This is a genomic window from Streptomyces sp. NPDC088794, from assembly GCF_044750545.1.
Classification (GTDB): domain Bacteria; phylum Actinomycetota; class Actinomycetes; order Streptomycetales; family Streptomycetaceae; genus Streptomyces.
On the sequence record NZ_JBIVKB010000010.1, the window covers coordinates 381,800 to 394,623 of the forward strand.

The window sequence follows — 12,824 nt, forward strand, 5'->3', positions numbered from 1 at the left end:
CTGGCGACGCGCCCCCTCCCAGCCTAATCACCAGGGGCCCCACCTCGGCAGGCCCGTCCACCCCTGAGCGCCTTCCCGGTGCGTCACAACCAGCCCAGAAGTGCCGTACTCAGCCGCCCCATCGGTGAACAAATCGGGCACGATCCGTGAACGTGCCGGACAGGGAGCGACACCGCGGTGCCTGCGCTTACACCCGAAGAGACGTTCCCTGCAAGGGTGTTGGGGAAACGGCGTCCCACCCCACGCCATGCGTTCCAGCAGGCGGCGGGCATAGTGGGGGCCGCTCCGACCACCCCCCGACGGAATCTGACCGAAAAGGACTTCTTCGCGTGAGCTTCGGCCCACCTCCCTCGATCTACACCCAGTCCACACTGGCGGCCGACCAGTCCCGCAGGCGCCGCCGTTTCCGTCTGCTGGGCGCCGTGACGGCCGCCGTCGTCGCCGTCGGAGGTGTCGGCGGCCGGCTCCTGATGTCGGGCGACGACGGGCCTGGCGACCAGAAGACGGCCGTGGTCGCGCAGGCCCCGGACGACGTCAGGGAAACGGTCGAGAAGCGACCCGTATCGCCCGAGGGGCAGAACGTGCTGGAGTTCAGCGAGGAGGGACTCGCCGCTCGCCCCGACACCGACCCCCGCTACGCGCCCGGCACTTGGGCCACCGGCACGATCCTCGCCAAGGGCATCGCCACCCGTGTCGACGGCTACCGCATCGGCGACGAGAGCGGCGACAGGGCCTGGACCCTCGACCTGGGCGGCCACCTCTGCGCGGTCACGGACCACGTCACCGCCGACGGACGTACCGCGGTCGTCGTCCAGCCCCCGCAGCCCGAGGGCGCGAAGTCGGAGGGCGTGTGCGACCAGGTCGTCCTCGTCGACCTGGACACCGGCAGGAAGCTCTGGCAGAAGACGATGCCGTCGGCCCGCGCCGCGTTCGTGACCAACACAAACATCACCCTCGCCAAGGGCGTCGTCGCGGTGGGCTGGGGGCACGGCTCGGTCGCGTACGACATGAAGAGCGGCAAGCAGCTCTGGAACGGCACCTCCACCTCCGAGTGCGAGGACAAGGGGTTCGCCGGCGGGCGCGAACTCCTCGCGCTGGAAGCCTGTGGCGCGCTGCCCGACACGCGGTACGAGGTGCAGCGGCTCGACCCGCGCACCGGCAGGGCGCAGTGGACGTACCGACTCGCGAGCGGTGTGCAGGACGTCTACCTGCCCTCGTCCGACCCGCCCGTCCTCGCCGTGGCGGCCGGCGACAGCCTGGTCACCGACCTGATCACGCTGGACGGCGACGGCAAGCACCTGGCCACCATCTCGCTGGGCGGCTACGACGCGAAGTGCGACGACCGGTACTTCGGCAGTTCGTACTTCGGCACGGTCGAGAACTGCGACGGCGTGGTCGTGGGCCCGACCCGGGCGTACGTCACCAGCAAGGAGTCCACCGACCCCGCCCAGGCCGCGGACTGGATCGTGGCGTTCGACCTCAAGACCGGGCGGGGTCAGGGGAAGTTCGACGGACGCCCGTTCCAGCAGGTCTTCCCGCTCCGGATGAACGGCGACGAGCTGTTGATCTTCCGCCAGGGCCGCACCGGCTTCCAGTCGGCGGCCGTGGTGAGCTGGAACGCCCGTACGGACCGGGAGACCCCGCTGCTGCTGTTCAGCCTGCCGGAGGACGACGACTCCGAACTCGGCGACCCGGAGCAGTCGGACATGGTCTACGAACAGGGCCGGGTCTTCTTCGCCAAGCGCGAACTGTCCCGCGACGACAAGTCCCCGAAGGACCCGGTCCTGGTGACCGTCGGCTACGGCACCGCGGGACTGAAGCACTGAGGGCCGTAGGAGAAGGAGTAAGGGGCGGCACGTATACGTGCCGCCCCTTACTCCTTCTCGCGATCGCCTACGCGCGCGTGCTCACTCCGCCGACAGGCCCCCGTTGCGCGTCGTCGGCTCCAGGTCGAACTCGCCGTCCCGCGCGCCGAGCACGAAGGCCCGCCACTCCGCCTCGGTGTACCGCAGCACGGTGTCCGGGTCGAGCGAGGACCGCATGGCGACCGCCCCGTCGGGAAGGTCGGCGATCTCGACCCGCTCCTCGTGCTCCTCGGTACCGGGCGCGCTGCGCCACTCGACGCCGGAGATGTCGAGCGCGTACAGCTCGTCGCGCTCGCGCTCCTTGCGCGCCTTGATCTGCTCTTCCGTCTCCGCCATGCCGCAGCGACCCCTTCCCGACGTGATCCGTGTGCCAACCTTAGTGACCTGGTACGCCCGCCTTCCGGGGTTCGCGGAGCTGGTAAGGGCGCCCACCGGCTCCTGGTACCCTGAGTGACGGCCGTTTGTGTTACGGCTTTCCGCCTGACGAGTCACCGAAGCTCCCCCGAGAATTAGACCGGGGGCACTCGAAGGCACACAGACCATGAGGAGTACGCGTGTCGCTCGACGCCGCCACGAAGAAGCAGATCATCGGCGAGTTCGGCCAGAAGGAGGGCGACACCGGCTCCCCCGAGGTCCAGGTCGCCATGCTCTCGCGCCGCATCTCGGACCTGACCGAGCACCTCAAGACCCACAAGCACGACCACCACTCCCGTCGTGGTCTGCTGATCCTGGTCGGTCAGCGCCGCCGGCTGCTCCAGTACCTGGCCAAGAAGGACATCCAGCGCTTCCGTGCGCTGGTCGACCGCCTGGGCATCCGTCGCGGTGCGGCGGGCGCCAAGTAGTACGCCGTGAAGGGGGCGGTTCCCGAAGCGATCGGGGGCCGCTCCCTTCGCCGTTTGTGCCGCCGTACGTGCGGAAACGTGCGGAGTGTCACACCCGCTTTGTAGTGTGGTAGCACAACGCAACAGCACGAGGAGAAGCGCACCTCGCCGCCGCCGGTCCTCGGTAGTGGCTCCCGGGCAATGCGAACCCGGGTGCTTCGATCGAAGACCGGCCCGCAACAGGTGGAGCGCTTCTCCGCTCATGTCCCCCCGCCATACGGGCGGATCGGGACAAAAGACGAAAAGCAGACGAAAAGTAACGGAGAACACGCTAGTGGAGAACGAGACCCACTACGCCGAGGCCGTCATCGACAATGGCACCTTCGGTACCCGCACCATCCGCTTCGAGACGGGCCGCCTGGCCAAGCAGGCCGCCGGCTCCGCCGTGGCGTACCTGGACGACGACACCATGGTGCTGTCGGCCACCACCGCCTCCAAGAACCCCAAGGACCAGCTCGACTTCTTCCCCCTCACGGTGGACGTCGAGGAGCGGATGTACGCCGCCGGCAAGATCCCCGGCAGCTTCTTCCGCCGCGAGGGCCGTCCCTCCGAGGACGCGATCCTCACCTGCCGCCTGATCGACCGCCCGCTGCGCCCGTCCTTCAAGAAGGGCCTTCGCAACGAGATCCAGGTCGTCGCCACGATCATGGCGCTCAACCCCGACCACCTGTACGACGTCGTCGCGATCAACGCGGCCTCCGCGTCCACGCAGCTGGCCGGTCTGCCCTTCTCCGGCCCGATCGGCGGCGTCCGCGTCGCGCTGATCAACGGCCAGTGGGTCGCCTTCCCGACGCACACCGAGCTCGAGGACGCCGTCTTCGACATGGTCGTCGCCGGTCGCGTCCTGGAGGACGGCGACGTCGCCATCATGATGGTCGAGGCCGAGGCCACCGAGAAGACCATCCAGCTGGTCGCGGGCGGCGCCGAGGCGCCCACCGAGGAGGTCGTCGCCTCCGGTCTGGACGCCGCGAAGCCCTTCATCAAGGTGCTCTGCAAGGCCCAGGCCGACCTCGCCGCCAAGGCAGCCAAGCCCACCGGCGAGTTCCCGGTCTTCCTCGACTACCAGGACGACGTCCTGGAGGCGCTCACCGCCGCAGTCAAGGACGAGCTCTCCCAGGCGCTCACCATCGCGGGCAAGCAGGACCGCGAGGCCGAGCTGGACCGCGTCAAGGGTCTCGCCGCCGAGAAGCTGCTCCCGCAGTTCGAGGGCCGCGAGAAGGAGATCTCCGCCGCGTACCGCTCGCTGACCAAGTCCCTGGTCCGTGAGCGCGTCATCAAGGACAAGGTCCGCATCGACGGCCGCGGCGTCACGGACATCCGTACGCTCGCCGCCGAGGTCGAGGCCATCCCGCGCGTGCACGGCTCGGCGCTGTTCGAGCGTGGCGAGACCCAGATCCTGGGCGTCACCACCCTGAACATGCTCCGGATGGAGCAGCAGCTGGACACCCTCTCCCCGGTGACCCGCAAGCGCTACATGCACAACTACAACTTCCCGCCGTACTCCGTCGGCGAGACCGGCCGCGTCGGCTCCCCGAAGCGTCGCGAGATCGGCCACGGAGCGCTCGCCGAGCGCGCCCTGGTCCCGGTCCTGCCGACCCGCGAGGAGTTCCCCTACGCGATCCGTCAGGTGTCCGAGGCCCTCGGCTCCAACGGTTCGACGTCCATGGGCTCGGTCTGCGCCTCCACCATGTCGCTGCTGAACGCCGGTGTGCCCCTGAAGGCCCCGGTCGCCGGTATCGCCATGGGCCTGATCTCCCAGGAGATCAAGGGCGAGACGCACTACGTCGCCCTCACCGACATCCTCGGTGCGGAGGACGCCTTCGGTGACATGGACTTCAAGGTCGCCGGCACCAAGGAGTTCGTGACCGCCCTCCAGCTGGACACCAAGCTGGACGGCATCCCGGCCTCCGTCCTGGCCGCGGCCCTCAAGCAGGCCCGTGACGCCCGCCTCCACATCCTCGACGTGATGATGGAAGCGATCGACACGCCGGACGAGATGTCCCCCAACGCCCCGCGGATCATCACCGTCAAGATCCCCGTGGACAAGATCGGCGAGGTCATCGGCCCGAAGGGCAAGATGATCAACCAGATCCAGGAGGACACCGGCGCCGAGATCACGATCGAGGACGACGGCACCATCTACATCGGTGCCCAGGTCGGCTCGCAGGCCGAGGCCGCCCGCGCCACGATCAACGGCATCGCCAACCCGACCATGCCGGAGGTCGGCGAGCGCTACCTGGGTACGGTCGTCAAGACCACGACCTTCGGTGCGTTCGTGTCGCTGCTCCCGGGCAAGGACGGTCTGCTGCACATCTCGCAGATCCGCAAGCTCGCCGGCGGCAAGCGCGTGGAGAACGTCGAGGACGTGCTGGGCGTGGGCGCCAAGGTCCAGGTCGAGATCGCCGAGATCGACTCCCGCGGCAAGCTCTCCCTGATCCCCGTGATCGAGGGCGAGAGCGACGACGAGAAGAAGGACGACACCGACCAGTGACGTCGAGCGGCTCCACGGCGACGGCCCGCACCTCTTCGGAGGCGCGGGCCGTCGCCCGTACCCAAACCGTCATCGAGGGCACCAACGGCATCGGCACGGTCCGCAAGACCACCCTCCCGGGCGGCCTGCGCATCGTCACCGAGACGCTGCCCTCGGTGCGCTCCGCCACCTTCGGCATCTGGGCGCACGTCGGCTCCCGTGACGAGACGCCGTCCCTGAACGGCGCCACGCACTACCTGGAGCACCTGCTCTTCAAGGGCACCTCCAAGCGCAGCGCGCTGGACATCTCCTCCGCCATCGACGCGGTCGGCGGCGAGATGAACGCGTTCACCGCCAAGGAGTACACGTGCTACTACGCGCGCGTGCTCGACACCGACCTCCCCCTCGCCATCGACGTCGTCTGCGACATGCTCACGGGCTCGCTGATCCGCGAGGACGACGTGAACGTCGAGCGCGGCGCGATCCTCGAAGAGATCGCCATGACCGAGGACGACCCGGGCGACTGCGTGCACGACCTGTTCGCGCACACGATGTTCGGCGACAACCCCCTCGGCCGCCCGGTCCTCGGCACGGTCGACACGGTCAACGCCCTCACCGCCGACCGCATCCGCCGCTTCTACAAGAAGCACTACGACCCGACCCACCTGGTGGTGGCGGCCGCCGGCAACATCGACCACAACAGGGTCGTACGCCAGGTCCGCGCCGCCTTCGAGAAGTCGGGCGCCTTCAAGAGCGCCGACGCCGCGCCCATCGCCCCGCGCGACGGCCGCCGCGCCCTGCGCACCGCGGGCCGCGTCGAACTGATCGGCCGCAAGACCGAACAGGCGCACGTCGTCCTCGGCATGCCCGGCCTGGCCCGCACGGACGACCGCCGCTGGGCGCTCGGGGTCCTCAACACGGCCCTCGGCGGCGGCATGTCCTCCCGCCTGTTCCAGGAGGTCCGGGAGAAGCGCGGCCTGGCCTACAGCGTGTACTCGTACACGTCCGGCTTCGCCGACTGCGGCCTCTTCGGCGTCTACGCCGGCTGCCGGCCCTCGCAGGTCCACGACGTACTGAAGATCTGCCGCGACGAACTCGACCAGGTCGCCGAGCACGGCCTGTCCGACGACGAGATCGACCGCGCGATCGGCCAGCTCCGGGGTTCCACGGTCCTGGGCCTCGAGGACACGGGCGCGCTCATGAACCGCATCGGCAAGAGTGAGCTGTGCTGGGGCGAGCAGATGTCCGTCGACGACATGCTGGCCCGGATAGCGTCGGTCACCCCGGACGACGTCCGCGCGGTCGCCCGCGACATCCTGGGACAGCGGCCCTCGCTGTCGGTCATCGGGCCGCTGAAGGACAAACAGGCGTCCCGTCTGCAGGAAGCCGTCGCCTGACACCCCTCCGGTAAGGAAGCAGGAACATGAGCAAGCTGCGCGTGGCCGTCCTCGGTGCCAAGGGCCGGATCGGTGCGGAGGCGGTACGGGCCGTCGAGGCGGCCGAGGACATGGAGCTGGTCGCCGCCCTCGGCCGGGGCGACAAGCTGGAGACGCTGGCGGACACCGGCGCCCAGGTCGCGGTCGAACTGACCACCCCCGCCTCGGTGATGGGCAACCTCGACTTCTGCGTCCGGCACGGCATCCACGCGGTCGTCGGCACCACCGGCTGGACCGACGACCGCCTCGCGCACCTCAAGGACCTGCTCGCCCAGTCCCCGGAGACCGGCGTGCTCATCGCGCCGAACTTCTCCATCGGCGCCGTCCTCACCATGAAGTTCGCGCAGATTGCCGCGCCCTACTTCGAGTCCGTCGAGGTCATCGAACTACACCACCCGAACAAGGTCGACGCCCCCAGCGGCACCGCCGCCCGGACCGCCCAGCTCATCGCCGAGGCCCGGGCGGAGGCGGGCTCGGCGCCCGCGCCGGACGCCACGGTGACGGCCCTGGAGGGCGCGCGCGGCGCCAGTGTGGACGGCGTCCCCGTGCACTCGGTCCGCCTGCGCGGCCTCCTCGCCCACCAGGAGGTCCTGCTCGGCGGCGAGGGCGAGACGCTGACGATCCGCCACGACTCCCTGCACCACAGCAGCTTCATGCCGGGCATCCTGCTCGGCGCGCGCCGCGTGGTGACCACTCCGGGCCTCACCTTCGGCCTGGAACACTTCCTGGACCTGGGCTGACACCTGCCATGCGAGCCAAGCTCACCTACGCCGTCACGGCCGCCGTCCTGGTCTTCTACTTCGTCCTGGTCGGCAGCCGCGGCGTCATGCTGATCCAGTCCGGCACGCTCCTGACCGTCACCTTCGGCGTGGCGGTGCTGATCCTGCCGGTGATCGGCCTGTGGTTCCTGTGGAAGAACACCCAGTTCGTCCGCAGGGCCAACGCGCTGGCCGCCGAACTCGACGCCGAGGGCGGCCTGCCCGTCGACGAACTGGCGCGCACCCCCGGCGGCCGTATCGACCGCGACTCGGCCGACGAGGTGTTCGCCAAGCGCAGGGCCGAGACGGAGGCCGCCCCCGACGACTGGCGCAGCTGGTTCCGGCTGGCCGTCGCCTACCACGACGCCCGCGACACCCCGCGCGCCCGCAAGGCGATGCAACGGGCGATCGCCCTGCACGACGGCCGGACCATCGAGGCCTGACCGCATCCTCGAAGGATGCCCGCGCCGCGATACGCCGAAGGGGCCGCCCCGCACCAACTGCGGGCCGGCCCCTTCGACTTGAGTACAGGCGACTTGCGTACGACCGTCGGCGTCAGCGCCGACGATTCTCCGCGGCCCAGGCCTCGATGGTGTCCGCCGCACGGTCGAACGACCCCGTGCGCGCAAGGAAGTCGGCGTTGTGCGTCGTCAACAGCACCGGCGCGTCCTCCGGGCCGCGGTCGCTGCGTACGAGGACCAGCGCCTGTCCCTGCACGGTCCGGGGCAACCCCAGCCAGCGCACCGGCTGTTGGACCGTCCGCACGGCGACGACCCGGTCCCAGGGCGTGGTCCGCGTGCCGAAGAAGCTCACCCGGCGCAGCCCGTGCGCGCTGACCCACACGCCCACGCGCAGCAGGCGCAGCGAGCAGAGGATGACGGCGAACGCGATCGCGAGGATCACGCCGGCTTCGGACGCCGAGGTGGTGAGCGCCAGGATGACCGCGGAGAACAGCACGAACGAGGCGAGCAGCAGCCAGAGGGCCGCCATGCCGACGCGCCAGGGGCCGGGACGGTAGGGCCGCCGCCAGCGGTCGCGGTCGTCGAACGGCAGCGCGATGTCGTCCGCCGTCTCGAAGGTTCGGTCGGCCGTCAGGAAGGGCAGGGGCACGGCTGGTCCTCACTCAATCCATGCATGGGCTGTGCCCGGTGAGGTTATCCGGCTGTGTCCGCACTCACCACCTGTGGGGTCCGGATGGAGTCAACGCCCCTGGGATGCCTGTGATTGCTGAGCCGGCGTGGACGTGGGGGTGGACAGCGCCGGCATGCCAAGGATCAGCGAACCCGCTATCCCGGCGACGATGGTGAGCCCCAGCAGCCAACGCCCGGCCGTCTGGCCGAAGGACGCCCGCTCCCGGGGCGGCGGAGCGACATTGCTGCGGAACCTGTCGGCTTCGGCGAGGAAGGCGAACGGGACGGGTTCGCGCCGACTGGACATCGGGGTGCTTCTCCCTTCGGGGATCGAACGAACGTCTCTCATCTCCACAGACGAGTGAATGCCCCAATTGGTGCCCCGTTTCACGAGATTTCCCTCCGGCAAGGCACCTCCCTCCCTGTCACAGGGGCCCCGTATTGTGGGCGCGAACCACAGATGTGACGGGAAGGACCCCCCTTGACCTCCGGCGACGACACCCAGCCGTTCCTGCGCAGCGACGTCACCGTCGAGCTGGTGAAATCCAGCGCCTCGGACTCGGACGTCCTGTTCGCCGCCCGCGTCTCGACCCTCGGCGAACAGTCCCTGGAAGAGCTGCAGAAGGACCCCGAGCGCTCCAAGGGCCTGATCAACTTCCTGATGCGGGACCGGCACGGCAGCCCCTTCGAGCACAACTCGATGACTTTCTTCATCAGCGCCCCGATCTTCGTCTTCCGCGAGTTCATGCGACACCGCGTGGGCTGGTCGTACAACGAGGAGTCGGGCCGCTACCGGGAGCTCGAACCGGTCTTCTACGTCCCCGACGAGTCACGCAAGCTCGTCCAGGAGGGCCGTCCGGGCAAGTACGTCTTCGTCGACGGAACCCCGTCCCAGCGCGCCGCGGTCCAGTCGGTGCTCGACGAGTCCTACCAACAGGCGTACGCGGCGTACCAGAAGTTGCTGGCCGAGGGCGTCGCCCGCGAGGTCGCCCGCGCGGTCCTCCCGGTCGGCCTCTACTCCTCGATGTACGCCACCTGCAACGCCCGCTCGCTGATGCACTTCCTCGGCCTGCGCACCCAGCACGAGCTGGCCAAGGTGCCGTCCTTCCCGCAGCGGGAGATCGAGATGGTCGGCGAGAAGATGGAGGAGGAGTGGGCCAAGCTCATGCCGCTCACCCATGCCGCCTTCAACACCAACGGCCGTGTCGCCCCGTAACCCGGCACACATGTACGGATCAGCCGAGCGAAGTGTCCGTATTGCGGCATTTGGAGAAGTTCATCTAGCCTGATCAAACGGACCCGGTACTGCTTGAACCCCCGAGCAGGCAGTACCGGGCTCCTCCTTTGTCCGGACTTATCCCGCACCCCAAGGGCAGACCCCGCATTGAGCAGCGAGTAGCGTGTTACCCATGGCTCCGACCTCCACTCCGCAGACCCCCTTCGGGAGGGTCCTCACCGCCATGGTCACGCCCTTCACGGCGGACGGCGCGCTCGACCTCGACGGCGCACAGCGGCTCGCCACCCACCTGGTGGACGCAGGCAACGACGGCCTGATCATCAACGGCACCACCGGTGAGTCCCCGACCACCAGCGACGCGGAGAAAGCGGATCTCGTACGAGCCGTACTGGAGGCGGTCGGCGACCGGGCCCACGTGGTGGCCGGCGTCGGCACCAACAACACCCACCACAGCATCGAGCTGGCCCGCACCGCCGAGAAGACCGGCGCACACGGCCTCCTCGTCGTCACCCCGTATTACAACAAGCCCCCGCAGGAGGGCCTGTACCGACACTTCACGGCCGTCGCCGACGCCGCCGAGCTGCCGGTCATGCTCTACGACATCCCCGGCCGCAGTGGCGTCCCCATCGCCACCGAGACCCTGGTCCGACTGGCCGAGCACCCCAGGATCGTCGCCAACAAGGACGCCAAGGGCGACCTCGGCCGCGCGAGCTGGGCCATCTCCCGCGCGGACCTCGCCTGGTACTCCGGCGACGACATGCTCAACCTGCCGCTGCTCTCCGTGGGCGCGGTCGGCTTCGTCTCGGTCGTCGGCCATGTCGTCACACCCGACCTGCGGGCCCTCGTCGACGCCTTCGTCTCGGGCGACGTACAGAAGGCCACCGAGATCCACCAGAAGCTGCTCCCCATCTACACGGGCATGTTCCGCACCCAGGGCGTCATGACCACGAAGGCCGCGCTCACCCTCCAGGGACTGCCCGCCGGACCGCTGCGCGCACCGATGGTCGAGTGCACTTCCGAAGAGATCGAGCAGCTCAAGATCGATCTTGCCGCCGGCGGGGTACAGCTCTGACACCAGACTTCACAACTGAATAAGCGGGCCACCGATGCCTGCAATCCACAATGACAACTGCTACACGCACGAACGTCACGCACGCCACGTGCCCATCGGTACGTGGCGTGCGTGGTGAGGAGAGTCTTTTGAGTCATCCGCATCCTGAACTCGGCCCGCCCCCGTCGCTCCCCGAAGGCGGCCTACGGGTCACCCCACTGGGCGGCCTCGGCGAGATCGGCCGAAACATGACGGTCTTCGAGTACGGAGGCCGCCTGCTGATCGTCGACTGCGGAGTGCTCTTCCCTGAGGAGGAGCAGCCCGGAATCGACCTGATCCTGCCGGACTTCACGTCCATCCGGGACCGCCTCGACGACATCGAGGGCATCGTCCTGACCCATGGACACGAGGACCACATCGGCGGTGTCCCCTTCCTCCTGCGGGAGAAGCCGGACATCCCGCTGATCGGCTCCAAGCTGACCCTCGCCCTCATCGAGGCGAAGCTCCAGGAGCACCGCATCCGCCCGTACACCCTTGAGGTGGCGGAGGGGAACCGCGAACGGGTGGGCCCCTTCGACTGCGAGTTCGTCGCGGTCAACCACTCCATCCCGGACGCGCTGGCGGTCGCCATCCGCACGCCGGCCGGCATGGTCGTCCACACGGGCGACTTCAAGATGGACCAGCTCCCGCTGGACAACCGCCTCACGGACCTGCACGCGTTCGCACGGCTCAGCGAGGAGGGCATCGACCTGCTCCTCGCCGACTCGACGAACGCCGAGGTCCCGGGCTTCGTCCCGCCCGAGCGCGAGATCTCGAACGTGCTGCGCCAGGTCTTCGGCAGCGCCCGCAAGCGGATCATCGTGGCGAGCTTCGCCAGCCACGTCCACCGCATCCAGCAGATTCTGGACGCGGCCCACGAGCACGGCCGCAGGGTCGCCTTCGTCGGCCGCTCGATGGTCCGCAACATGGGCATCGCCCGTGACCTGGGCTACCTCAAGGTCCCGCCGGGCCTAGTCGTCGACGTCAAGACGCTCGACGACCTTCCGGACAGCCAGGTGGTCCTGGTCTGCACGGGCTCCCAGGGCGAACCGATGGCGGCCCTGTCCCGCATGGCCAACCGGGACCACCAGATCCGGATCGTCGAGGGCGACACCGTGATCCTGGCGTCCTCCCTGATCCCCGGCAACGAGAACGCGGTCTACCGCGTGATCAACGGCCTCACCCGCTGGGGCGCCAACGTCATCCACAAGGGCAACGCCAAGGTGCACGTCTCGGGCCACGCGTCCGCCGGCGAGCTCCTGTACTTCTACAACATCTGCCGGCCGAAGAACCTGATGCCGGTCCACGGCGAATGGCGCCACCTAAGGGCCAACGCCGAGCTGGGCGCCCTCACCGGCGTCCCGCACGACCGGATCGTCATCGCCGAGGACGGCGTGGTCGTCGACCTCATCGAGGGCAAGGCGAAGATCTCGGGCAAGGTCCAGGCGGGTTACGTCTACGTCGACGGTCTCTCCGTCGGTGATGTCGGCGAGCCGGCCCTGAAGGACCGAAAGATCCTCGGCGACGAGGGCATCATCTCGGTCTTCGTGGTCATCGACTCCTCGACCGGCAAGATCACGGCGGGCCCGCACATCCAGGCCCGCGGCTCGGGCATCGACGACTCCGTCTTCGGCGAGGTGACTCCGAGGATCTCGGAGGTGTTGGAGCGGTCGGCCCAGGACGGCGTGGTGGAGCCGCACCAGATGCAGCAACTCATCCGCCGCACCCTCGGCAAGTGGGTCTCCGACACCTATCGGCGCAGGCCGATGATCCTCCCGGTGGTGGTGGAGGTCTGATCACGTACGACCCCTCGTACGCGTGACCTTGGAGCGGGGCCCCGCCAGGTTCCTAGAGGCGGCCCCCCCCAGGACGGTTTCGTCGACGCCGGAAAGGGCACCCCGCCGCGTCGTGGGTGCGAACCCGGGCCCCAAGCCGGTGGGGAATACCACACAGCGGG

Annotated in this window: 12 protein-coding genes; 9 read left to right on the forward strand and 3 right to left on the reverse strand. The window is 68.9% G+C overall.

Annotated elements, in window-relative coordinates; translation table 11 throughout:
- The first annotated feature begins 329 nt into the window (after positions 1–329).
- Positions 330–1,826, forward strand: a complete 1,497-nt coding sequence (locus ACIP6U_RS27855) for a PQQ-binding-like beta-propeller repeat protein (RefSeq protein WP_401723065.1) — start codon at positions 330–332, stop codon at positions 1,824–1,826.
- An 81-nt stretch (positions 1,827–1,907) separates the two neighbouring features.
- Here ACIP6U_RS27855 and ACIP6U_RS27860 read toward each other — a convergent pair whose 3' ends face one another.
- Positions 1,908–2,201 carry a DUF397 domain-containing protein gene (locus ACIP6U_RS27860; protein WP_401723067.1) on the reverse strand — a complete coding sequence of 98 codons (294 nt, stop codon included), beginning with the start codon at positions 2,199–2,201 and terminating at the stop codon, positions 1,908–1,910.
- Positions 2,202–2,419: 218 nt separating this feature from the next.
- Here ACIP6U_RS27860 and rpsO point away from each other — a divergent pair, with 218 nt between their 5' ends.
- The 5 genes from rpsO to ACIP6U_RS27885 all read left to right on the forward strand — a co-directional run bounded on the left by rpsO (position 2,420) and on the right by ACIP6U_RS27885 (position 7,853).
- A complete protein-coding gene (gene rpsO, locus ACIP6U_RS27865) occupies positions 2,420–2,707 on the forward strand; it encodes a 30S ribosomal protein S15 (RefSeq protein ID WP_073494901.1) in 288 nt (95 codons plus the stop codon).
- 313 nt (positions 2,708–3,020) lie between these two features.
- Positions 3,021–5,237, forward strand: coding sequence for a polyribonucleotide nucleotidyltransferase (locus tag ACIP6U_RS27870; RefSeq protein WP_401723069.1), 2,217 nt, complete (start codon positions 3,021–3,023; stop codon positions 5,235–5,237).
- Positions 5,234–6,613, forward strand: coding sequence for a M16 family metallopeptidase (locus ACIP6U_RS27875; protein ID WP_401723071.1), 1,380 nt, complete (start codon positions 5,234–5,236; stop codon positions 6,611–6,613). The genes ACIP6U_RS27870 and ACIP6U_RS27875 overlap by 4 nt, the downstream gene beginning before the upstream one ends.
- Before the next feature lie 26 nt (positions 6,614–6,639).
- Positions 6,640–7,392 (forward strand): 4-hydroxy-tetrahydrodipicolinate reductase, encoded by a 753-nt coding sequence (gene dapB / locus ACIP6U_RS27880; RefSeq protein ID WP_401723074.1) that lies wholly within the window; start codon positions 6,640–6,642, stop codon positions 7,390–7,392.
- A gap of 8 nt (positions 7,393–7,400) precedes the next feature.
- Positions 7,401–7,853 carry a hypothetical protein gene (locus tag ACIP6U_RS27885; RefSeq protein WP_401723076.1) on the forward strand — a complete coding sequence of 151 codons (453 nt, stop codon included), beginning with the start codon at positions 7,401–7,403 and terminating at the stop codon, positions 7,851–7,853.
- 112 nt (positions 7,854–7,965) lie between these two features.
- Here ACIP6U_RS27885 and ACIP6U_RS27890 read toward each other — a convergent pair whose 3' ends face one another.
- Both ACIP6U_RS27890 and ACIP6U_RS27895 read right to left on the reverse strand, forming a co-directional pair.
- Entirely contained in the window at positions 7,966–8,520 is a 555-nt protein-coding gene (locus ACIP6U_RS27890; RefSeq protein WP_401723079.1) for a PH domain-containing protein, read from the reverse strand.
- Between the two features lie 90 nt (positions 8,521–8,610).
- Positions 8,611–8,847 (reverse strand): hypothetical protein, encoded by a 237-nt coding sequence (locus ACIP6U_RS27895; protein ID WP_401723081.1) that lies wholly within the window; start codon positions 8,845–8,847, stop codon positions 8,611–8,613.
- Positions 8,848–9,021: 174 nt separating this feature from the next.
- On the opposite strand from ACIP6U_RS27895, the gene thyX reads away from it, so the two are divergent.
- The 3 genes from thyX to ACIP6U_RS27910 all read left to right on the forward strand — a co-directional run bounded on the left by thyX (position 9,022) and on the right by ACIP6U_RS27910 (position 12,663).
- Complete coding sequence (thyX, locus tag ACIP6U_RS27900; protein ID WP_401723084.1) at positions 9,022–9,756, forward strand: FAD-dependent thymidylate synthase; 735 nt, start codon at positions 9,022–9,024, stop codon at positions 9,754–9,756.
- A gap of 193 nt (positions 9,757–9,949) precedes the next feature.
- Positions 9,950–10,849 carry a 4-hydroxy-tetrahydrodipicolinate synthase gene (dapA, locus tag ACIP6U_RS27905; RefSeq protein WP_401723087.1) on the forward strand — a complete coding sequence of 300 codons (900 nt, stop codon included), beginning with the start codon at positions 9,950–9,952 and terminating at the stop codon, positions 10,847–10,849.
- 128 nt (positions 10,850–10,977) lie between these two features.
- Entirely contained in the window at positions 10,978–12,663 is a 1,686-nt protein-coding gene (locus tag ACIP6U_RS27910) for a ribonuclease J (RefSeq protein WP_401723089.1), read from the forward strand.
- The last annotated feature ends 161 nt before the right edge of the window (positions 12,664–12,824 follow it).